The organism is Vibrio penaeicida (assembly GCF_030689305.1).
Taxonomy (GTDB): Bacteria; Pseudomonadota; Gammaproteobacteria; order Enterobacterales; family Vibrionaceae; genus Vibrio; species Vibrio penaeicida_B.
Genome location: NZ_JAUYVM010000016.1, coordinates 57,742 through 80,643, shown reverse-complemented (window position 1 = coordinate 80,643; position 22,902 = coordinate 57,742). Strand labels below are relative to the sequence as shown.

The following is a 22,902-nucleotide window of genomic DNA, read 5'->3' as shown; positions in this document are numbered from 1 at the left end:
AAACATGGCTCGATGAGGGAATATCATGGCAGCGAATGTATTTGCGTTTGAAAAGCAGCTAAAAAATCAAACTAAGAAAGACATCCTTGCAAGCAAGTTACTGGAAATGATTTTTTCCGGCTTGCTAAGAGATGGCGACACGTTGCCGAGCGAGCGAGAGCTGTGTGCCATGTTTGGCGTAAGCCGAGAAACCGTTAGGGGCGCAATCGGGATGATCGCCGCTTATGGACTGATTAGTGTTTCACACGGCGCAAAAAGCCGAGTCAATCGTAATGATGAGTTGTTGAAACGTTGTATCGAGCTTCTTCCTCAGCTCTCCAATCTCACCATCAACAATTACGACATTGAAGCCGTTTTTCAAAGCAGAAAAGTGGTCGAAGCCGCTATTGCACACGGCGTTGCTATTCACATTGACCAACAAGGCTTGAGTGAACTCAAGGCATTATTAGAACAACAAGAATCGCTTTTTGAAAAGCCAGCTCATTTCCAGATATCGGATCAACGCTTTCACAAGCTGATTTCTGACTACAGCGACAACGCGATTCTGGCGGGCTATGCCGACGAACTCTACGCCTATGGGCTTAACTTTCGACGCAGCGTTTTGGAGCAAGACGGTGCCATTCAAAAAAGTTTTATTGAGCACTACGAAATATACAAAGCACTAGAACAAGGCAATCCAAAATTAGCAGAAAAAGCCATGCTGGATCACCTCAACAGCGTGTACTACACCACGATCTCTGCCATGAGGAATTAGCCAATTAATCAAATAACCATACACGTGCAAACCACAGATTGGTGGGCATGAATTTAGGACACCAACGGTCATTGACGACCATTGAAATTAACGGAGAAACGCAGAAATGAACATCACGACCATGCGCAAAATGTTAATTAGTACCACTGTAGCATCACTGGCATTTGTCGCTCCACACACCTTAGCGAAAGAGCTGATATTTGCCATTGGTGCCGCACAGGGATCGTTACAGTACAAAACCGCAGAAAAATTTGCGAACAATGCAAATGCCGCGTTGAAATCCGCCGGTTCCGACTACTCGATAAGCCTTTTTGGTGATGGACAGTTGGGCAAAGATAAGGAATTGATGCAAAAGCTAAAGCTTGGAACGGTTCATCTTAGCCAACCCTCTTCCATCATGGCGAAAGTCACACCACAGTTTGCTCTCTTTGATATGCCGTTTTTGGTGAAAGACCGAGCGCACCTAGCAAAAATCGAATCCGAAGTTTTCTGGCCAAGCATTGCACCAACAGCCGATAAGAAAGGCTACAAGGTACTCAGCATGTGGGAAAACGGGTTCCGCCATATCACAAACAACGTCAAACCCATCAATACACCAGCTGATTTGAAAGGCATTAAACTGCGAACGCCGAATAGCACGTGGCGTGTGAGTATGTTCCGTAACTGGGGAGGCAATCCAACACCGATGTCTTTCTCTGAAGTGTTTGTTGCATTGCAAACCGGCGTCATCGATGGACAGGAAAACCCGCTCACCAATATTTATGCGGCGAAGTTCAATGAAGTACAGAAATACTTGTCTTTAACCAATCACGTTTACAGTCCTTCCTACCTTGTTGCTGGCAAACGAACTTGGGACAAAATTCCTGCTGATGTTCAAACGATCATCAAAGATTCTGCCAACGCAATCAAACCTTGGATGTATGAACTGTCAGACAGCCAAGAACAAGAACTGCTAGGGAAATTAAAAGAAGGCGGAATACAGGTAAACAAAGCCAGCTATCAAGCTTTTGTCGATGCCAGTAAGCCGATTTATGAACAATTTGCTAAGAAAGTAGATGGCGGTAAAGGCATGCTGGATAAAGTGTTGTCGCTCGCGAACTAACCAACACTGGATATCAATGAGGGCAGTCATGCCCTCTCTCAGGAGGAATCATGATTGCAAGATTGGCATATAGATTAGAGAAAGTACTCGAAGGAATGTCTGTATTTCTCGTGCTGTCGATGACGTTTGTAATTGTGTTTGGCGTCATTATGCGTAAAACCGGTTCATCTCTAATCTGGTATGACGAAGTCGCCTCTTTGCTGCTGGTATGGATAACCTATTACGGTGCCGCGACCGCAGCAATTAAACGAAGTCATCTAGGGTTTAGTGGCTTGTTATACAGTGCAAAAGGCACGCTTCAATCCACCCTATTTTGGGTATCCGAAATCATCGTGATCGGGTTCTTTGCCCTAGTCGCTTTTTATGGCTGGACGGTACTTGAGTATTTTGAAGGTGAGACCCTAATCAGCCTACCTTGGGTTTCGGTACCTTTCGTGCAGTCCGTTATTCCTATTGGTGCCATTTTGTTTATTTTTGCCGAGCTTCTTTCTATTCCACAAGCATTGCAAGACATGTGTGAAGGTCGAGATCACGACCGCGCCGAACTCGAAGAGTACGCAGAGGAATGTGGCATCGATACAGAAGATCTATTCCCCAGCGGTGAGAAAACACATGCACACAAAAAGATGGAGGCTAAATCATGATCTACCTGCTGTTGTTTGGTGGTTTACTTGCATTGGTAATGATCAATGTGCCTATCGCTGTTTCCATTGGCGTGGTTGCCATTAGTGGCATGTTGCTTACCTCTGGTTCTGACGCCATGCTCAATGTGCCACTTACCTTGTATGAAGGTGCGACCAAATTCCCGCTACTCGCCATTCCTTTGTTTGTTCTGGCAGGTGAGTTGATGAATACCTCAAGTATCTCTCGTCGCTTGATTGATCTTGTGTCCGCCATGATTGGCTTTGTGCGTGGTGGCTTAGCGATGGTCAATATTGGGGTTTCCATGTTCTTTGCTGAGATATCAGGATCGGCGGTGGCGGATGTTGCTGCGACCGGAAGCGTGTTGATGCCAGCAATGAAAAAGCGCGGCTACAAGCCAACTTTTGTTGCCGCCATCACTTCGTCTTCCGCCTCTTTAGCCATCATCATTCCCCCCTCTATTTCGATGATCCTATACGGCGCTATTGCGGATACCTCCATCGTAAAGTTGTTCTTAGCCGGTGTTGTACCCGGTGTACTTGGCGGCGTATTAATGATGGCGCTCTCGTATTACTTTGCTATCCGCTACAACCTTCCGCGTGAAGATGCATTTAGCTGGAAAAACTTAAAGCAGAAGTTTAAAGAAGCGATTTGGGCTTTATTTCTTCCCGTCATTATCTTAGGTGGTATTTTTGGTGGTGTGGTTACCGCTACCGAAGGTGCGGGGCTTGCCGTTATCGCAGCGCTTGTCATCGGTTTTATCATCTATCGTGAGCTAACCCTAGCCCACTTATACAAATGTATGGTCCGAGCAAGCGTTCAAACGGCAGCAGTGATGCTCTTGGTGGCGACATCGGCTTTACTTGGCTTGTTTCTGACTGAGGTTCGACTTCCTCAGGAAATGGCCCAAGCGATTCTGGACTTCACAGAAAGCAAGATCGTGGTGCTCATGCTACTGAACGTCTTGTTCTTTATTTTAGGTATGTTTTTGCATGGTGCTGCAGCCATAATTTTAGTCGTCCCTATGGTTTTACCATTGGTGCTTCAGTTTGGCATAGACCCTATTCACTTCGGGCTGATTGTGACCCTTAACCTGGCTATAGGGCAACAAACCCCACCTGTTGCCAGTGTACTCGCGACCGCTTGTTCCATAGCTAAAGTGGATATTTGGTCCACAACCCGTGCAAACTTGCCCTTTATTGGTGTGTTGATTGCACTTCTTCTCCTTGTGACTTACGTACCATTTATCACACTCGGCTTGGTTGATTTGGTGTATGGAAAGTAACCCCGCTTAGGGGAGTAGAAAGATGAGCTTCCACAATACGGCGGACAAGCCTCCCCTCTATCAGCCTAGGCTGAACAAGGCATGTCAGCCATTTGATTCACATAACGTGCCTGTAAAGTTCCACGCCGACACGTTGTTTATGCGAATCCGTCCTTCTACTTCCCGTTTTTCTTACGCTTGCTCTTAAACCGCACCATCTCCATAATCGTGAAAGAATTGTACGCAATGGTATTTCCTTATGACTCGCTCAGCTTTTGCCTTTGAGCAAACCCTGAAAAACAAAACCAAAAAAGACATTCTGGCGGAAAAGATTCTGGAAATGATCGTAACGGGATTATTGCGGGATGGAGACGAGTTACCTAGCGAGCGAGAACTCAGCAGCATGTTTGGGGTGAGCAGAGAAACCGTACGTGGCGCTTTGGGAATTATTCAAGCGTATGGCATGATCCATGTTTCTCATGGTTCCAAAACACGCGTTAATCGAGATGAGCAATTGCTCAAACGCAACGACTGGTTACCGGAGTCTTCCAGTTTACAAATCAACAACCATTCCGTAGATACTGTTTTTGAAAGCCGAAAAGTGATCGAAGCAGCCATCGCTCGTCAAGCTGCGAAAAACATTACTCAATCGCAACTCAACGAGTTAAAAGCGTTGCTGAAACAGCAATCCAAAATGTTCTCAGATCCTGTCCGCTTTCAACTATCCGATCACCAGTTTCATTTGAGCATTGCTGAAATTGCAGCAAACCCAATTTTCATCAATTATTCTGACGAACTCTATTCCTTTGGTTTGAAATTTCGACGCCAAGTCATGAGTAAAAAAGGTTCCATAGAACAAAGCTATTTAGAGCACATGGCTATTTACGAAGCGTTGAGCCAACACGACGCAGATGCCGCTGAACAAGCCATGCTCAATCACCTCACCAGCGTACATCAAACAACCGTTGAAGAAATGGAAGACGCTTGAATTCGAGAAACCATTTCAGCCGTTTGCTTAGACAGCTTTTCGGCTATGCCTTTGTCAAACCTTCCTTCTTGCAGTGACAAGTCCAACGATAACGCCATGTCTTGTAATTCTGTCGCCCCTATCGCCCCTGCGGTTCCCGCAAAATCGTGATAAATACGTTGAAGGTCGAGTGTATTGTCAGGCGACACTTCTGATACATCGTTCAAAAATGACGTGGCCATATTGAAGAAAATCGTCAGCCTATTTTTCACTTTTAGATCGCAATGAGCACATTGATTCAATAAAAATGACATATCAATGCCTTCAATCAACAGTGTCGGTTCCTCAGATGGCCAACGTATCTCTCCCTTGGTGTTGCGTTTCTTATCGCTAGAAATATCAAGGCAATAAGGAGAGAGTAGCTCCAGTAACTGGTCTGCCAGAATCGGTTTTGCAATGCAATCATCGAACACATCAACATGGTAAGACGCCGCTCCAGGACTCGCGCTGGTACAAATGATGGTTAAATCCGATAACTTAGGGTTCTTTCGGATTTCCATTGCGCATTCAATGCCGTCCACTTCTGGCATATGCAGGTCTAGCAACAACACGTGATAATGAAACTTCGACAACGCATCCAGCGCTAGCTGACCATTTTCAACCACATCTACATCCGCGCCAAACATGGCCAGCATATCGCTGATGAACTCCTGATTTAATTTGTTATCGTCAGCCACCAGCACTTTTAGCCCACTGAGTGCGTAGTCCGTATCGGACAGAGTACTTTGTTCATCAACCTCATCCCCGTTCATTTTCCCCACCAGATGAAGAACATCCGACACACGAATAGGCTTACTCAATCGGTGTATATTGCCCTCCACCCCATTCACTTCGTCAATGTTACAAAGCATCGCTACCGGAATTTCCGAAAGGTCGGTGGTTTGAAGAATATCGATGAAAGTTTCTCCCGATATGCCTTCCAATGCTTGGTCCACAAGAATGAGGTCGTAATTACACGTCATCTCTAACGCTTGTGAAGCCGATACCAGATCGCACTCCATGCCTAACCACTTTAACGTAAGCTCCGTGTTTTCTCCGAATAAGGTATTTTCACAGACCAACAAAACATGTGCAGATTCGGATGGTCGTTCGGGTGTGTTAATTAATGGGAAAGACAATTCAAAAGAAAAGAGAGAACCTCGCCCCACTTGACTAAAGCATTCTATTTTCCCGCCCATCAGATGGACGATTTTTTGGCTAATCGATAAGCCAAGCCCCGTACCTTTATGGTGTTCGTCCAACTGTGAGTATGGCTTGAAAAGGCGATCGCGAGATTGCTGGGATATCCCTTGCCCGGAATCCGAGATGTTAAAGGCTAGCACCACTTCATGGCCGGCTTTGCACACAACCGATATTCCCACTCCGACGTAACCGCGATCCGTGTGTTTAATCGCATTGTTGGTCAGGTTGATAATGACTTGTTCTAATCGAACACTGTCACCCATTAAATGAGCAGGAACATCAGGCGAGACTTGAATGTGCATTTGTACTGGTTTTCCAGCCAGAGCGGGGGTGGATACAGAAGTGACGTGATCAACCACGTCGACCAAACTGAAAGGCTCGCATTTCAAGCTCAGTTTTTTCTGTTCGAGCTTAGAAAAATCAAGACTATCGTTTATGATTTTCACCAAATTTGATGACGCTTGCTCAATTTTCTCCAAATAGTCTTGCGTACTCAGCTGCCCTTTCCCCTGTTTAGCCAAATACACAAAACCCAACACCGCATTCATCGGCGTCCGGAGCTCATGACTAATGATCGCTAACGTATTGGCTTTATCTTGAGCAATTTGTCTTTCAATGGACATTCGGGTTTCCGCATCCTGCTTATCTTGTTTCAGCAGTTTAATGCGATTTGCCAAAGCCACGGAGAATAAACAAACCTCAACCACGCCCCCCAAATGCATTAGATAATTGGTGAGAACACTGTCGTGTATTAACCCGATGTTTGCCATAGAATTCATGCTAACACCAGCAAACAAGAGCGACCACGCCACCAAATATAACCCAGAACCTTCAATTCTTTTGTAGAGCGCTGCTACCCCTACCAGCATACCGATAACGCCAGAACCAATGGCAACTGCAAAGCTTAATTGACCCACGGTAGAGTAAGACACAATATAGGTCATCACGATCAAGAGTACTGAGACCGCCTTAGTGATCTCAACAATGATGTTCACCCAGGGCATATTCTTACGAATTTGCAGTAGTTCTTGGCTGAACAGCAACGTACAAAACGTGAGTAGTCCTGTAGTTATAGGTATCGAACGACTTGCCCAATCTGGTGCATTTGGCCACAAATAGTGAAAAGCCAAACCATCCCAACATGCCGCGCTCAATGCGGCACTTATAACAAAGAATAAGTAATAAGCGTATACCTTGTCTCTTAGACGAAAAAAGACAAAAGCGTTGTATACCGCGATTAAAAGCAACCCTCCGTAAAAGAGCCCTAGAAAGAAGTTTTCCTGCCCCAGTGTTTGGGCAAACTCAATATCGGTATAGTACTCCAATGGAAGCTGAAGAATACTTTCACTCTGTACTCTTAGATAAAAAACCGTTGGTTCATTGGAGGAAAAGGTAACGCGAAACGTATTATGCCTGTCGTGGAAGGGACGAACATCAAACGCATAACGATCCCCAGACTGTTGGTGCACAAGGCGCGTACCGTCTATCACTTGGTAAAAATCGAGGTAGTCCAACGGCGTGTAAGAAACCGTCAAGATACAACAATCTTCTTGAGGTTTCATGAAGATCACTTTTAACCAAAAAGCCGATTTGCTGTAGCCAAAGTTATTCACTTCATTTGTAGAGATAGCTTCCCAATCCGATTGCTCTAATGCCAAAACATCATTAATTCTCATGTTCGCACTTTTATCTTCAAATTTGCTCATACTGGCAATTGGAATAGATGTTTTCTTTACATGAGCTGAGCTTTCAAAACTCAACATTGAGCTGAGAATGAATAGAATGGCTACAAAGCTATATTTCATAAATGGGACATTAAAGTGCGACATGGAACATTACAATTGATAGTTTTTAAATTGAGCGAAATATTATAAACTATTTCAATATTTGATGGGTTGTTTCATTTTTTTAGCTGATACTCGTTGTAAATAATTAACAAACAATTTCCAAAACTGCATACCAATCTAGGGTCAGATTAGCTCTCATGCCTCATCGTCGTATTTTAGTAGTTGAAGATCACGCGCCTACGCGTGAATCACTTGTAAAAGCATTACAGTCTCAAGGCTATGATGTCCTCATCAACATTACTGGTGAAGGCGTCTTTCAGCAGGCTGCTAATAGCCACCCGCCCATAGACTTGGTGCTTTGTGATGTTGTGCTGCCTCATGCTGATGGCACCGAGATTGCACATTGTCTTTCTAAGGAAAAATTATGCAAAGTTATATTGGTATCCAGCCGAAAATCGGATGAAGATCGTATCAAGGGGCTGGCTCGTGGTGCGGATGATTATGTTGTGAAGCCACTGAATATGGTGGAAGTGCTACTTAGAGTCCAAGCCGTATTGCGCCGCAATGATGTGCCCTCACACGAGCACGATCAAGAGTCTATCTACATTCATGTTTACCCTGGCATTCGCCTGCATAAAGAAAATAAGTTATTGCTTCATAAAGACGGAACCGAGTTTCGTTTAACGGATGCGGAAAATGAAGCGCTGCTTTTCCTTATTGGCAACGCCGGAAAGGTATGCACCCGCCCTCAATTAGTGAAGATAACGAAAAGCCAGAATTGGTCGCCAACCGACCGCTCCATTGACATGTTAATAAGCCGCTTACGTAAAAAACTCGAAGCAAACAGCTCACATGCCGAGTTGCTGGTAACGATTCGTGGCAAAGGTTACATGCTTGCTACTCAGTAATACTGTCACTTTTTGAACAATACAATTTCGGTTCTGAGCTTTGTAATTTCCACGTTATTTGGGTTATCGACATAGCGTTCGATTCCCATTGGCTTTCGAGTCACTTTTACTTTGTTGTGTCTGGCTGCCATCATGGCCATGGACCATGCGTTGCCAAGAAATTGGTATGCACCAGTGTGTTCCACTACATACGTTTCACTTGCTTTTAGGTAACCACAAATAAACGGTTCAGGGACATTCACAGGCTCGGATATTGGATAACATGTGTGAAAATCAAAGTGCATGGTTGCCATATCCATCCGGTCATACAAGGCAAACATTTCCCCCGATGACTCAATATTTTTTTCCACTAAAAATTCATCCAGTTTAACAATATCCCCTTGCATGGTCGGTCCCATGTCTTGGATGCCTGCACCATTCTTTAGTGCAATGTAATGGGTTGCTGGCAACATGCTATTTCCAACCAGTGTTAACTCCGAATGCACTTCTCCTGTTTCAACCAAGCTTTTGAGCATGAGTAAACCACGATCATAATCCATCCCGATCATCGATTTGAACATGCCTTTAAGAAAAAACAAAAACCACGGGACGCGGCTTTCCATTACCCAACTCAACCGAGTTCCCGAAGCGGTAGGCGACGCCTTGAATTTAACGATAGCGGAGGACTTAAACGGACGTAAAAATGTAAGCGACATTTCCAACTGATCATCCGTTTTGCTCGTTAGCACCATACTTCCCGCTCCGACCAAATTTCCGCTCCATTCATACCCTGACTGAATATTTCCTAGGTCACCGTTGTAGGTCAAAGTGCAATTCCTTTCCATAATTAACCATGGAGACCAATCTGGCCAATGTTTAAAATTGCTAATAAACCCAATGATAAATTCTGGCGTCTTTTCAATTTCAATGTCCCGGCATACTTGATAACTCAGCATGTTCACCTCGCGTCCTTTCTAGCCTTTATTTATATTGGACAATTCACAGTCGCACTTCAACGCCATTTCTTATCATCTACTGGTTTGTGTTAAACCTAATACCCCTATACTCAAGCTTAAGAGAAAACTCAATTAGCTTGATATATCCGATCCTTCTACTAGTTTTTAATATATGGAACATAAAAGTTTCAATTTACTCATTGGCGCACACAAAAATACAGATAAGCCAGTGATGAAAAAGGTAAGTTGGTTATAGGTGTAAGTAGGTATGAAACATAAACAAATCGTCGTCATTGACGACTCACAAGCTATTCTAATGGTCATGAAAACCATGCTTCTCGAGCTCGGCTATACCAACGTAGTGACCTCTTCTAACCCTAAAAAAGCGCTGGAATCAATTCGTAACCAACCTCATAAATACAGTGCGGTTTTTACCGATCTCAACATGCCTGAAATTGATGGTATGGAGGTTATTAAGCAGTTAGGCGCAATGCAGTTTGAAGGTGGGGTCTGTATTATCTCCGATATGGAAAGGCGAATAATAGAACTAGCCGCAGATATCTCTAAACAACACCAAGTTTGCTTACTGGGAAATATTTCTAAGCCAATCGACCTAAACAGCCTGAAAAGAGCACTCGATAAACTAAAACAAATGGAAGAGCGTAACTTTGTACATTACGAGAAAATGTCAAAGGAAGAGCTCATTGAGTGTATCGAAAACCGCTACATTACCCCCTATTACCAACCCAAAGTTGGTGCGCAATCTCATAAGGTTAACGGTGTCGAAGTACTTGCTAGGATTTGTAAACCCGGGATACCTGAAGCGATTCTTCCTGGCCAGTTTATTCCTACCGCAATGCGTTACGAATTGCTTAATGACATTACTCAGCAGATATTAGAAAAATCTCTCGATGATCTACCAACACTTTGCAAAGAGTTTGGTCAAGAATTAAAAGTTAGCGTCAACCTTTCTCCCAGCCAATTGGTCGACCCGACATATCCTGATGTCTTGAATGAAATTGTCACATCTAAGGGAGTCAATAAATCACAAGTTATCTTAGAAATCACCGAAGAATTTGCCTTAAAAAGTACTGAACAATTGGAGTCTTTGAATCGATTTCGTATCCGTGGCTTTGGTTTGTCACTGGATGACTTTGGGACTGGGTTTACCAACTTACATCAGCTTCGCAGCCTTCCGTTTACCGAGGTAAAAATTGACCGTAGCTTAATCACTGACATTCACTGCGATCAATTTAACCAAGTTGTCGTGAATTCTCTCGCCGACATATCTTCAAGGCTGAATGTCACGCTGATTGCTGAAGGGATGGAGACAATTGAAGACTTAAACTACCTCGAAAGTAATTACAAAAGAATGCACATTCAAGGCTTTTTGATTTGCACTCCAAGACCCATCGATAATTTATTGCGCTGGTACCATAGCTGGATAAAAGCCCCAAATTAACGGTGTTAATAAATTATCTTAAAAAACAGTATCTAGAGTATGTGAAATGCGTTAGCGCGCATTCCTCTCATGTCGCATCCATCCTCCATATAGGCAGGCGTAAATACCTCAAAACCTTGCTTTTGATAATAGGGAACAAGATACGACTGAGCAGAGATAAACACTGGTGCAGAAAATTCATGACGCTGCATCGCCGCTATGGAAACTCTCAGCAATTCGTCACCAAGCCCTCTCCCTCGATAAGCCTGATTCACTACAACTCGTCCTATCGCGGTATCGTATTTATTCTCACCTAAATATGGCTTAACTTCTTCTGGATACCCCATTCCTTGTGGTAACAAACGTGAATATGCCACAACCTCATCACCATCTAACCCAAGCACATGCATAACACCTTCAGCACAATCTTTCTCATCCAAGTCGGAATAGGGCGAATTTTGTTCAACAATAAAAACATCCACTCTGAGCTTAAGTAATTGATAAAGTTCAATTTGCGTCAATTTTTCGAACGTGCAAATTTTCCAGCGCATAGATCCTCCTTTAGAAACAGAGGAAATATAAGTCCTACTACGCTTTGGAGCATTAACAAAGGTTAATTAGAGATAACAAACACATACTGGTATTGCTAACGTGTCATTTTCTTAACGAAAACAACAACAAACAGAGCCATAGTAAAACTCCCCAAGAAGGCTTCAAAAGCGGCAATAAACCGCGCTAACCCAATGGGCGATATATCTCCATACCCGAGTGTCGTAAAGGTAACAACGCTAAAATAAAGTGCATTTAGGAACTCTAAAAAGGCCGCCATAGAACCATGCATATTAGGGTAAATAGGATTGGATGCAGTTGTTCCAAGAAAAAAGTAGGCAATTGCGCACATCATGATCAAACACACAGAAAACATAACCACTCGAATTGGGGATTCTCCGTAACCACAGAACAAATCGACGCCTTTTGAAATGATACGTTTGGAACTAAAACGAGGCATCTGATAACGCCTAAAAATCATCTCCTTTTTGAAAAAATGACCAGCAATTTCAAAAAGCCCTTCTTTCTCACACTGCTTTCGAATGCATCGGGCAACTTCTTCAGCCTCTTGGCATAGCTCAACGGATTTCTTTGTCTCTCCTTGTCGAATGGCGTCCATAGCTTTTCTTTCTTGTTGGAGTTCTTCCCCCCATTCAACATTTTCAAGGCGAGCTCTACTCAAATCAGCGCCAAGCAGATTGCAATTTTCAAGATGTGCGCAATGCAGGTTTGACCCAGCCAACGTGCTTTTCATTAAAGAGGAGCCCCTGAGGTCGAGACCAAAGAAATGCGCGTTACGCAAATCTGCTCGATAGAAATCCGCATCACGGCACTTGTACCCTTCTCTGCTTCCTCTATTCACGAGGTTAATGTCTTCCAGTTTGGCTCTAGAAAGTTGGAATCCGTCCAGTGGCTTCCCATCTTTTGCCCATTGCTCAACTTTTGCTTTTACATCATCGTTACTCTTATCCACTTTAGGATCATGCCAATAGCACAACCCCGATTCGCCAGCTGGTTCATTACACTGCCAACCATCGGGATTGCAATATTTACATGTTTTTTTTGTTGTCATAAACACTCGCCCTAAAAAGCTCAGAAAAGGCATCAAACCAATGGCGCCAGATGCAAAATACTTTTTAAGTGTAGGTTGGGATTAAAGCAGTCACAAAACGAGACGTTGATATTTATTCGTTTCCTACTTCTTGTCTTAACCAGTAAACAAATTTATCTATATTCTCACTCTTTTGATGCTGAATAAAAAAATACCCAGCTTCAACTGGTGTTGCCGAAAATGGACTACATAGCCTTTGTGTTTTTATGTCTTCTTCTAGTAAAGATAGCCTTCCCATCGCAACACCAACACCCGCCTCTGCCGCCGCCATGGCCATATCCGCTCGGTTAAAGAAATGCCCTTTTAGCTCACTGGGAAAAATATTATTGAGCTTCATCCACATCTGCCATTCCACGTCCTTTGAGGCGTGTCGCCAAGCCATTCCATCGTGCAGCAATAAGACTTTCTCCCATACGTTGGGATCGTTTTCCCAATCGTACTGCGCCATCACGGAAGGCGACATAACAGGAAGAAGAGATTCTTTAAAAAGTAAACTGGCGCGAGAATCCCGGTATGGAACCACACCGTAATCAATCGCCAAATCAAAGTCGCCACTGTACGCATCGACTATTGCGGCTTCAGCGTAGCTCTGGATTTGAATATCAGGATAAAGGCTATAGAAATTCTGCAACCTAGGAATTAACCATTTATAGGCAAACGATGGGGTGAGCTTAAGGCGAATTTCTTGGTCTGTGTTCGCAGCACTACGTATACCCTCGATGGCATTATGTATAACCGTTAACCCTTGTTGGGTCGATTCAAAAAGAATCCGACCGTTTTCATTAAGCTGAACACCACGGGAATGTCTCTCAAATAAAGGGAAGCCAAGTTGTTTTTCAAGCAGTGATATTTGCTGACTGATTGCCCCCGTTGTTTTGTGAAGAATACGAGAGGCGCCAGTAAAACTGCCTACCCGCGCAGCGACTTCGAATGTCGATAGGTGGCTAACAATGCTGCTTTTCACAATTTCCATTCTCTCACCCAACCTTTGTGTTTAATTTTTCTAAAAGCTAGATGCAATTTTTATCGATTGTTAAACATTTGTAAACACCAGACACTACATACAGATTACCGCTATCGAAATAGACGAATTAAAACGGACAAGTAAAAAATGAAAGCCTTAGTGATTGGAAGTGGTGTTATTGGTTTAACCAGCGCGTGGTATTTAAGACAAGCAGGATTTGATGTCGATGTGATCGATAGGCAAGAATGTAGTGCATTGGAGACCAGCTTTGCCAATGCCGGGCAACTTTCTTATGGCTACTCTGCTCCATGGGCTGCGCCTGGAGTTCCATTCAAAGCCATGAAATGGCTATCTCAAACACATGCGCCACTTAAAATATCTCCACCGTTAGATTCAAACATGATGGGATGGAGCCTAAAAATGCTGGCAAATTGCACTGAGGAAAAATACCAACAAAACAAATCGAGAATGCTTCGATTGGCAAATTACAGCAAATTGAGCATGGCTGAATTACGGCGATCTCTCGACTTAGAATTTGAAGGAAAAGAGCTCGGTACATTGCAGGTATTTCGCAGTGCAGCACAAATAGACGCTGTCGGAAAAGACATGTATCTATTAGAAAAAAGTGGTATTCAACATCACCTGCTCAATGTCGAACAATGTATTGAAAAAGAACCGGGGTTAGCAGCAGTAAAGCATAAACTCACAGGCGGGCTGTATCTGCCTAATGATGAAACTGGCGACTGCTTTTTATTTTGCCAGCAGTTGGAACAGCACTGTAAGAATGCAGGCGTTCAATTTCACTACAATCAAGAAGTAAAAGCGATTCAGCATAACCAAAAAGTGATTACCGGAGTCACAACCACTCAACAAGAATTTCAAGCCGATAAATACATCGTAGCCATGGGTAGTCACTCTGCGCAATGGCTAAAACCTTTAGGAGTAAGTTTACCGGTTTACCCAGTTAAGGGGTATTCCTTAACGGTTCCGGTAGAAAACATAGAGTGCGCACCAAATTCAACCATCATGGATGAAACGTATAAAGTTGCCATTACTCGATTTAAGAACCGGATTCGAGTGGCAGGTACTGCAGAATTGGCTGGGTTCAACCAAACCCTTCCGGCCAAGCGCACTCAAACAATTAATAAAGTGCTCACAGACCTTTTCCCCAAGGCAAGTAGATTATCGGATGCCGAATACTGGACTGGGCTACGCCCTATGACCCCAGACGGAACACCGATCATTGGGCGAACGCCCTTGTCTAATATGTTCACCAATACTGGTCACGGCACACTTGGGTGGACACTCGCTTGCGGGTCCGGGCGATTACTGGCCGATATTGTAGCCAATCAAACACCGGATATTGAGCACGAGGACTTATCCTACTCTCGCTATGCGCGTAAATAACTAAAAAATACGTAACAACAGACCCGCTAATTTTACCATTCAGGGCATAAGATAACTTCAAACAACAGTAGTCATGAAATTTAATTCCAAATAAATCAGTTTTTACGGAATGAAAATTACAGCCAAATGGAAAAATACACAGAATCATAGTCGATATCTTTATTCATTTTGAAAAATAATAATTATACAAACCACCTATACGCACAATTTATAGCCACTATATTGCAAAATATTAGCGATACGTGCTCTAAATCACGATAGCAACAACAGTTAGATAAAAATATTAACAACTTAGTCACATTCAAGATTAATATATCGTTCGATTTTCACACAAATACAACATCAATATAGGGAAAGAGTCATGCAGTCACTCGTCGACTTTCTTAATGGAATAATATGGAGCCCAGTACTTATTTACTTATGCTTGGGCGCTGGCTTGTTCTATTCCATTACCACTCGCTTTGTTCAGGTTCGCCATTTTTCAGAAATGTGGCGTTTGCTTTTATCGGGCAAAAGCTCCTCTAAAGGCATATCTTCATTTCAGGCTCTCGCAGTTTCGCTTTCAGGACGCGTAGGTACGGGTAACATTGCCGGTGTCGCTGCGGCAATCGGATTTGGTGGTCCTGGAGCGGTATTCTGGATGTGGGTAGTGGCTTTCTTAGGTGCCGCAACAGCCTACGCTGAATCAACGTTAGCGCAAATTTACAAAGAAGAAGATGAAGGTCAGTTCCGTGGTGGTCCAGCTTACTACATTGAAAAAGCCATGGGTCAAAAATGGTATGCATGGATTTTTGCTATAGCCACTATATTTGCGTGTGGTGTTCTTCTTCCGGGCGTTCAATCAAACAGTATTGGTAATGCCGTTGAAGCTGCATTTGGTACGGGCATGATGATAGATACAGGTCTAGGTACTTACAGTTTTGCTAAAATCTTTACTGGCACCTTTATTTCCATCATTTTGGCTTTCATCATTTTTGGTGGTGTTAAACGTATTGCTAACTTCACGCAATTCGTCGTTCCTTTCATGGCATTAGCCTACATCGTCATTGCGTTTGTCATCATCCTTCTTAATATTGGTGAAGTTCCACGCATCTTCTCAATGATTATTGGTGATGCCTTCACTCCAATGGCAGGCTTTGGTGCAGCCATCGGTTGGGGCGTTAAACGTGGTGTTTACTCCAACGAAGCGGGTCAAGGTACCGGTCCTCACGCAGCTGCAGCAGCAAGTGTCGACCACCCAGCGCAACAAGGGTTGGTTCAGTCTTTCTCAATCTACATTGATACACTACTCGTTTGTTCCGCTACGGCATTTATGATTCTTATCACTGGTGCTTATAACGTACATGGTGGGGCTGAAGGGCAATTCCTCATTCAAAACCTACCTGCAACAATCGGCGCTAACGGTCCAGTCTTCACCCAAATGGCGATAGAAAGTACGCTACCAGGTGTTGGGAAATTGTTTATTGCGTTTGCTTTATTCTTCTTCTCATTCACCACTATTTTGGCTTACTACTACATTGCCGAAACCAACATCGCTTACATTCGACGTACGTTCAAATTGAGCGGAATGATGTTTGCGCTTAAATTGGTCATTCTGTCTGCAGTATTCTACGGAACAGTAAAAACAGCGAACCTAGCTTGGGCAATGGGTGACGTGGGCGTAGGCGCAATGGCTTGGCTCAACATTATCGGCATTCTGATCATCTTCTTTATGGCAAAACCGGCACTTAAAGCCTTAAAAGATTATGAGCAGCAGCAGAAAGCAGGCGTAACAGAATATACGTTTAACCCAGTAAAGCTTGGTATTAAGGGAGCAACTTACTGGGAAGAAAAATACAAACGAAAAACAGGTAAATCGCCGTCAACCGAAGAATCGGCAGATGGCGTAGAACAACCTTCGGTATAAGCGTTCGTTTTACCCTGACAATACCCAATAGGTAAACAACATAAGGGATAGCGCTTGCTATCCCTTTTTATTACCAATCCGATTTCCGTAACCTTGCGACCATTTTTAAGCAGCAATTTGTTCGGTATTGATTTTTGGTGAAGGCTTTTTCTCACCAATTGGCAAAATGGTTCTGCCATATTCGTTGTTGAGTACTTGAGCCATCGCAAAATAGATGGCACTCGCTCCGCAGAATATCCCCTCAAAACCAGCAATCGAGCCGATAAACTCACTTCCAGTAAAATCTCGAATTGCCAGTAACGCAAAAAGAATGGTCAGCGAGCCAAACACCACTTGCTTTGCGATTGGGTAACACAGTGAACCAATAAACATAAATGCAGTAAAGATTCCCCATAAAGTGAGGTACCACCCCATAAAATGATCAGGGCTTTTTGGTAGCCCTAGATAAGGTAGAACGATACAACCAACTAACGTTAACCAAAACAAGCCATAAGATGTAAACGCAGTGGTACCAAACGTATCCCCACGCTTAAAGCACATCATGCCGACAATCACTTGGCTTAACCCACCATAGAAAATCCCCATTGCAAGAATCATAGAATCAATTGGGAAAAAGCCTGCATTGTGGATATTCAGCAAAATAGTGGTCATTCCAAATCCCATTAATCCCAAAGGGGCGGGGTTGGCTAGCTTAGTCGACATATCTCATAACCTTCAAATTTATTAATAAAAAATACAGGAAAATTTTATAGGGTTTTGAAGCTTATTGTGACACTAGCTTGTGCAAACTAAGTTTGTGGCAATGATCAGATAAAAACTTGGAGAGTCGGAAGCTTGGTGAGCAGAGGTTTGGGTGAACAGAGATTTGAATGAAAAAAAGCTAAAAAAATGCCAGCGCGAAGGCTGGCATTGATATCTAGCGAGAGGAAATTATTCCCACTCAATTGTCGCTGGTGGCTTACCTGAAATATCGTAAACCACGCGGGAGATGCCATCGACTTCGTTAATGATACGGTTAGAAACCTTACCAAGAAAATCGTATGGTAGATGCGCCCAGTGAGCGGTCATGAAGTCGATGGTTTCTACTGCACGTAGTGAAACAACCCAATCGTACTTACGACCATCGCCCATTACACCAACAGAGCGTACTGGTAAGAATACCGTAAACGCCTGAGAAACTTTATGGTACAAGTCTGCAGAATGCAGCTCTTCAATGAAGATAGCGTCAGCACGGCGCAGCAAGTCACAGTATTCTTTCTTGATTTCACCAAGAACGCGAACACCTAAACCCGGACCAGGGAATGGGTGGCGGTAAAGCATGTTGTATGGAAGACCCAGCTCAAGACCAATCTTGCGAACTTCATCTTTGAATAGCTCACGCAATGGCTCAACTAAGCCCATCTCCATGTCATCTGGTAATCCACCAACATTGTGGTGAGATTTGATAACGTGTGCTTTACCGGTCTTAGATGCAGCAGATTCGATAACGTCTGGGTAGATAGTTCCCTGAGCAAGCCACTTCGCATTCTTCAGTTTCTTAGATTCTTCATCGAAGATGTCTACAAATACGTGACCAATGATCTTACGCTTCGCTTCTGGATCAGCTTCGCCTTCAAGTGCATTTAGGAAACGGTCTTCGGCATTCACATGGATGATGTTAAGACCAAACTTGTTGCCGAACATGTCCATAACTTGCTCAGCTTCGTTCAAGCGCAATAAGCCGTTATCAACAAATACACAAGTCAGCTTGTCGCCAATTGCGCGGTGAGCAAGCATTGCCACAACCGAAGAATCAACGCCACCCGACAAGCCGAGGATAACTTCATCGTCTCCTACTTGCTCTTTAATTCGAGCAACGGCATCTTCAATAATGGATTCAGACGTCCATAAACGCTCACAGCCACACACGCCAAGAACGAAATTCTCTAGCATCTGCAGTCCGTTTTTCGTATGTGTTACTTCTGGGTGGAACTGAACGCCGTAGTACTTCTTATCTTCGTTTGCCATAGCAGCATAAGGGCAAGTCTCTGTCTCACCCGCTTTTACGAAGCCTTGTGGGATTTCTACAACTTTATCACCATGACTCATCCAAACGTCTTGAGTAGCTTCAAGATCTTTAAAGATTGAGAATTCACCAGAAACTTCAACAGCAGCGTAACCAAACTCACGCTCGTCAGAAGTTGATACTTTACCACCAAGCTGTTCCGCCATGGTCTGCATGCCGTAGCAAACACCCAATACAGGTACGCCAGAATCGAATACGTATTGCGGAGCTCGAGGAGAATTATCTTCTGTTACGCTTTCAGGGCCACCAGAAAGAATAATGCCGTCTGGGTTGAATTCACGAATGTCCGCTTCTTCAACATCCCAGCTCCACAGCTCACAATAAACACCAATTTCACGGATGCGTCGAGCAACAAGCTGAGTGTATTGAGAACCAAAATCAAGGATCAAAATACGTTGGTCATGAATGTTCTTAGTCATTTTCGTCTCTTAAGATCAAATAGGTTAAGCGATGAAGATGCGCATTGGCACGCATCTTCAAGGTTAATTCTTTAAGGGTAATTACTGGCCAGTACGGTAGTTAGGCGCTTCTTTCGTCATCTGCACATCGTGAACGTGAGATTCTTTCATGCCCGCACCAGAAATACGTACGAATTCAGCTTTAGTGCGCATATCGTTGATTGTTGCGCTGCCAGTTAGGCCCATGCTTGAACGCAAACCACCCATTTGCTGATGAACAATTTCTTTCAAGCGACCTTTATAAGCGATACGACCTTCGATGCCTTCAGGAACAAGCTTGTCGGCAGCGTTATCAGATTGGAAGTAACGGTCAGAAGAACCTTTAGACATAGCACCAAGAGAACCCATACCACGGTATGACTTGTATGCACGACCTTGGTAAAGCTCAACTTCACCCGGTGCTTCTTCTGTACCCGCAAACATAGAACCAACCATCACACAAGATGCGCCAGCAGCAATCGCTTTACAGATGTCACCAGAGTAACGGATACCACCGTCTGCGATTACAGGAATACCGTATTCAGCGGCTGCGTCTGCTGCATCTGAAATCGCTGTGATCTGTGGTACACCAACACCTGTAACAATACGAGTTGTACAGATTGAACCTGGGCCGATACCCACTTTAACCGCGCTAACACCCGCTTCGATTAGGGCTTTCGCACCCGTTGCTGTTGCAACGTTACCGCCGATGATGTCGAGGTCAGGGAACGCAGCGCGAGTTTCGCGGATACGGTTCAATACACCCTCAGAGTGGCCGTGAGATGAGTCGATAAGTAAAATATCTACACCTGCATCAACAAGTGCTTTCACGCGCTCTTCATTACCTGCGCCTGCACCTACTGCAGCACCAACGCGTAAGCGACCTTGCACATCTTTACACGCGTTAGGCTTACGCTCTGCTTTGTGAAAATCTTTTGCGGTGATCATGCCTTTTAGTTGGAACTCTTCGTTCACTACCAAGACTTTCTCTACACGGTGCTCTTGCATCAGCTTTTGTACTTCTTCACGAGAAGCACCTTCTTTCACTGTCGCTAGACGTGCTTTTGGTGTCATGACATCTTCAACTTTCTTGGTCAGGTCAGTAACAAAACGTACATCGCGACCAGTGATGATGCCCACTAATTCATTGTTATCTGCAACAACAGGGTAACCAGCAAAACCGTTTTCTTCAGTTAACGCTTTTACATCTTCAATCGTTGCTGTTGGCTCAACAGTCACAGGAGCAGTAACCACACCTGCTTCGAAGATCTTAACAAGATGCACTTGATGAGCTTGTTGCTCAATCGACATGTTTTTGTGGATAAAGCCAATACCACCTTCTTGCGCCAGCGCAATGGCTAGGCGAGCTTCCGTTACGGTATCCATAGATGCAGAGATCATTGGAATATTCAAAGTGATGTTTTTAGTCAGCTGAGTGCGAAGATCAGCAGTGTTCGGAAGAACAGTGGAGTGTGCCGGGACGAGTAAAACGTCGTCAAAAGTTAAAGCTTCTTTTGCGATTCGTAGCATTTGCAATATCTCACAACAAGGTGTTAATAGGAATAAACCCAAGCTTTATCGTTTCGCATAATAAAGTGATTTGGATTTGATATTGCAGACGGATTATACGCACAGGGCAATCGCTTGACCACACATTTTTTTATTTTTTATTTGCAATCACCCCCTTGATATGTATTATATTGCCGCTAATTTCCATATTCACGCCTTAGAGATTATTTGTGTCTTCTCTGACCAATAATAATATTTTCACTGTATCTCGCTTAAACTCGGAAGTCCGTTTACTGCTCGAAAATGAAATGGGCATTGTATGGCTAGTGGGTGAAATTTCTAATTTCTCAGCCCCCGTTTCCGGCCATTGGTACTTCACACTGAAAGACTCCCGTGCCCAAGTGAAATGTGCGATGTTTCGAGGCAACAACCGCCGAGTAACATTCAAGCCACAAAATGGAAATCAAGTTTTAGTTAAAGCCCGCTTGTCGCTCTATGAACCAAGGGGCGACTACCAACTTATCATTGAAAATATGCAGCCCGAAGGCGACGGACGACTTCAGCAAGAGTTTGATGAGCTGAAAATGAAACTTGCCGCTGAAGGTCTGTTTGCTCAAAGTTCAAAGCAACCTTTACCTGAAAACCCAACTCGTGTTGGTGTTATCACATCCAAGACGGGTGCAGCTCTGCACGATATTCTAGATGTATTGAAACGCCGAGATCACACACTTCCTATCGTTATCTACCCTTCGATCGTTCAAGGAGACACTGCCGCTATCTCAATTGCTCAAGCGATTGGTAGAGCGAACGAACGCAATGAGTGTGACGTGCTTATTGTTGGCCGGGGCGGAGGTTCGTTAGAAGATTTATGGTGTTTTAACAATGAAATCTTGGCACGCACAATTGCCGCAAGCCAGATCCCTATTGTTTCTGCTGTAGGCCATGAGGTAGATGTCACCATTGCTGATTTTGTGGCAGACATGAGAGCACCAACACCTTCAGCAGCAGCAGAGTTAGTCAGTCGAGACAATAATCACAAAGTATTGTCACTGAAACAAAAGCGCCAATACTTACGTCAGGCAATGTTGCAGTACCTTACCGACCACAAATCTTCGCTCAATATGCTGGAAAGAAAGTTGGAAAGAAAGCACCCAAGCTACCAACTTCAGCAGCAAAGCCAGAGATTGGATGATTTAGAACAGCGGCTGCGCGTTGCAATGAACCAAAGGTTATCGGGAAATAGCCGAACAATGGTGAATTTGGATCACCGGCTCGCATTACACAATCCTCAGCGAAAACTCAATCAGCTCCAGAGCGAGCTCTCTAGCAGTAAAGCTAAACTCTTAGATGCCATGGATAGGCAGTTGTTACTGTCTCGACATCAATTGGCTCTAGCCGCCGAGAAACTGGACACCGTAAGCCCACTAGCCACACTAAAACGTGGTTATAGTATTACACAGCTAGAAAATGGCGATGTGGTCACCGATGCTAACGAAATTAAAACGGGTGACGTACTTATCACCCGCCTTGCTGATGGGAATATTCGCTCAACCGTTTCTGACTAGTGCTAGCACACTTCTATTTCTGATTACTAACAAGGTTAGACCTTGGTTTTTCATTTACTTACGGCTTAGGTTTTCTTAAACAAAGAATTTTTTAAGCCACATTCGATTGTTTTTTATAGATAAAAGTAACTCGAGACTTGGATTTTAGTTCATTACAGCTTGGGCAAAAATAACTCGCTGCTCCGCATGCTTGAAGCTTTTCTAGAGATTGCTCGCAGTCTGGGCAGAACGCAAGCTTCTGATAATCTTCGGAGCAGAAATCGCAGTGATATAACCCACCATTCCATCTCAACTCGCTGTCACAGTGTTTGCATACATTATCATTCATATCTTTACCCTCTTTACCA

General features: G+C 43.8%; 20 protein-coding genes. 11 read left to right on the top strand and 9 right to left on the bottom strand.

Features of this window, described 5'->3' with window-relative positions; all coding sequences use genetic code 11:
• Positions 1 to 25 precede the first annotated feature (25 nt).
• From Q8W40_RS21505 to Q8W40_RS21480, 6 genes are all read left to right on the top strand, one after another.
• The gene (locus tag Q8W40_RS21505) at positions 26 to 754 is read left to right on the top strand and encodes a FadR/GntR family transcriptional regulator (RefSeq protein ID WP_305400138.1); all 729 of its coding nucleotides are present in this window, start codon (positions 26 to 28) and stop codon (positions 752 to 754) included.
• A gap of 106 nt (positions 755 to 860) precedes the next feature.
• Positions 861 to 1,856 (top strand): TRAP transporter substrate-binding protein, encoded by a 996-nt coding sequence (locus tag Q8W40_RS21500; RefSeq protein WP_305400137.1) that lies wholly within the window; start codon positions 861 to 863, stop codon positions 1,854 to 1,856.
• Between the two features lie 50 nt (positions 1,857 to 1,906).
• Complete coding sequence (locus Q8W40_RS21495) at positions 1,907 to 2,500, top strand: TRAP transporter small permease (RefSeq protein WP_305400135.1); 594 nt, start codon at positions 1,907 to 1,909, stop codon at positions 2,498 to 2,500.
• On the top strand, positions 2,497 to 3,783 hold the full coding sequence (locus Q8W40_RS21490; protein ID WP_305400134.1) for a TRAP transporter large permease: 1,287 nt from the start codon (positions 2,497 to 2,499) through the stop codon (positions 3,781 to 3,783). Before Q8W40_RS21495 ends, Q8W40_RS21490 begins: the two co-directional genes overlap by 4 nt.
• A 22-nt stretch (positions 3,784 to 3,805) precedes the next feature.
• Positions 3,806 to 3,970, top strand: a complete 165-nt coding sequence (locus Q8W40_RS21485; protein ID WP_305400132.1) for a hypothetical protein — start codon at positions 3,806 to 3,808, stop codon at positions 3,968 to 3,970.
• Between the two features lie 51 nt (positions 3,971 to 4,021).
• Positions 4,022 to 4,750: a FadR/GntR family transcriptional regulator gene (locus Q8W40_RS21480; protein WP_101110802.1), complete on the top strand. Its 729-nt coding sequence runs from the start codon at positions 4,022 to 4,024 to the stop codon at positions 4,748 to 4,750.
• On the opposite strand, the gene Q8W40_RS21475 is transcribed toward Q8W40_RS21480, so the two are convergent.
• Positions 4,717 to 7,776, bottom strand: coding sequence for a 7TM diverse intracellular signaling domain-containing protein (locus tag Q8W40_RS21475; RefSeq protein ID WP_305400131.1), 3,060 nt, complete (start codon positions 7,774 to 7,776; stop codon positions 4,717 to 4,719). The two genes, Q8W40_RS21480 and Q8W40_RS21475, sit on opposite strands and share 34 nt — an antisense overlap.
• A 179-nt stretch (positions 7,777 to 7,955) precedes the next feature.
• Between Q8W40_RS21475 and Q8W40_RS21470 the strand changes: the two genes are divergently transcribed.
• Positions 7,956 to 8,666, top strand: coding sequence for a response regulator transcription factor (locus Q8W40_RS21470; protein WP_305400130.1), 711 nt, complete (start codon positions 7,956 to 7,958; stop codon positions 8,664 to 8,666).
• A gap of 5 nt (positions 8,667 to 8,671) precedes the next feature.
• Here Q8W40_RS21470 and Q8W40_RS21465 read toward each other — a convergent pair whose 3' ends face one another.
• Positions 8,672 to 9,601, bottom strand: coding sequence for an SRPBCC family protein (locus Q8W40_RS21465; protein ID WP_305400129.1), 930 nt, complete (start codon positions 9,599 to 9,601; stop codon positions 8,672 to 8,674).
• A 268-nt stretch (positions 9,602 to 9,869) separates the two neighbouring features.
• Here Q8W40_RS21465 and Q8W40_RS21460 point away from each other — a divergent pair, with 268 nt between their 5' ends.
• On the top strand, positions 9,870 to 11,063 hold the full coding sequence (locus tag Q8W40_RS21460; protein ID WP_305400127.1) for an EAL domain-containing response regulator: 1,194 nt from the start codon (positions 9,870 to 9,872) through the stop codon (positions 11,061 to 11,063).
• A 32-nt stretch (positions 11,064 to 11,095) separates the two neighbouring features.
• Here the strand turns inward: Q8W40_RS21460 and Q8W40_RS21455 are convergent, their stop codons facing one another.
• The 3 genes from Q8W40_RS21455 to Q8W40_RS21445 all read right to left on the bottom strand — a co-directional run bounded on the left by Q8W40_RS21455 (position 11,096) and on the right by Q8W40_RS21445 (position 13,675).
• A complete protein-coding gene (locus Q8W40_RS21455) occupies positions 11,096 to 11,593 on the bottom strand; it encodes a GNAT family N-acetyltransferase (protein WP_305400126.1) in 498 nt (165 codons plus the stop codon).
• Positions 11,594 to 11,688: 95 nt separating this feature from the next.
• Positions 11,689 to 12,663 carry an ion channel gene (locus Q8W40_RS21450; protein ID WP_305400125.1) on the bottom strand — a complete coding sequence of 325 codons (975 nt, stop codon included), beginning with the start codon at positions 12,661 to 12,663 and terminating at the stop codon, positions 11,689 to 11,691.
• Between the two features lie 112 nt (positions 12,664 to 12,775).
• The gene (locus Q8W40_RS21445; protein ID WP_305400124.1) at positions 12,776 to 13,675 is read right to left on the bottom strand and encodes a LysR family transcriptional regulator; all 900 of its coding nucleotides are present in this window, start codon (positions 13,673 to 13,675) and stop codon (positions 12,776 to 12,778) included.
• A gap of 138 nt (positions 13,676 to 13,813) precedes the next feature.
• On the opposite strand from Q8W40_RS21445, the gene Q8W40_RS21440 reads away from it, so the two are divergent.
• Both Q8W40_RS21440 and Q8W40_RS21435 read left to right on the top strand, forming a co-directional pair.
• Positions 13,814 to 15,073, top strand: a complete 1,260-nt coding sequence (locus Q8W40_RS21440; RefSeq protein WP_305400123.1) for a D-amino acid dehydrogenase — start codon at positions 13,814 to 13,816, stop codon at positions 15,071 to 15,073.
• A gap of 361 nt (positions 15,074 to 15,434) precedes the next feature.
• On the top strand, positions 15,435 to 16,979 hold the full coding sequence (locus Q8W40_RS21435) for an alanine/glycine:cation symporter family protein (protein WP_305400121.1): 1,545 nt from the start codon (positions 15,435 to 15,437) through the stop codon (positions 16,977 to 16,979).
• A 105-nt stretch (positions 16,980 to 17,084) separates the two neighbouring features.
• On the opposite strand, the gene Q8W40_RS21430 is transcribed toward Q8W40_RS21435, so the two are convergent.
• The 3 genes from Q8W40_RS21430 to guaB form a co-directional block, all read right to left on the bottom strand.
• The gene (locus Q8W40_RS21430; protein WP_305400119.1) at positions 17,085 to 17,681 is read right to left on the bottom strand and encodes an acetate uptake transporter; all 597 of its coding nucleotides are present in this window, start codon (positions 17,679 to 17,681) and stop codon (positions 17,085 to 17,087) included.
• A gap of 228 nt (positions 17,682 to 17,909) precedes the next feature.
• Positions 17,910 to 19,463, bottom strand: a complete 1,554-nt coding sequence (guaA, locus tag Q8W40_RS21425) for a glutamine-hydrolyzing GMP synthase (RefSeq protein WP_305400117.1) — start codon at positions 19,461 to 19,463, stop codon at positions 17,910 to 17,912.
• 81 nt (positions 19,464 to 19,544) lie between these two features.
• Positions 19,545 to 21,011: an IMP dehydrogenase gene (guaB, locus tag Q8W40_RS21420; protein WP_305400116.1), complete on the bottom strand. Its 1,467-nt coding sequence runs from the start codon at positions 21,009 to 21,011 to the stop codon at positions 19,545 to 19,547.
• 287 nt (positions 21,012 to 21,298) lie between these two features.
• Here guaB and xseA point away from each other — a divergent pair, with 287 nt between their 5' ends.
• The gene (gene xseA, locus Q8W40_RS21415; RefSeq protein WP_370693418.1) at positions 21,299 to 22,555 is read left to right on the top strand and encodes an exodeoxyribonuclease VII large subunit; all 1,257 of its coding nucleotides are present in this window, start codon (positions 21,299 to 21,301) and stop codon (positions 22,553 to 22,555) included.
• 91 nt (positions 22,556 to 22,646) lie between these two features.
• Here the strand turns inward: xseA and Q8W40_RS21410 are convergent, their stop codons facing one another.
• On the bottom strand, positions 22,647 to 22,883 hold the full coding sequence (locus Q8W40_RS21410; RefSeq protein ID WP_305400114.1) for a zinc ribbon domain-containing protein: 237 nt from the start codon (positions 22,881 to 22,883) through the stop codon (positions 22,647 to 22,649).
• Between the last annotated feature and the right edge of the window lie 19 nt (positions 22,884 to 22,902).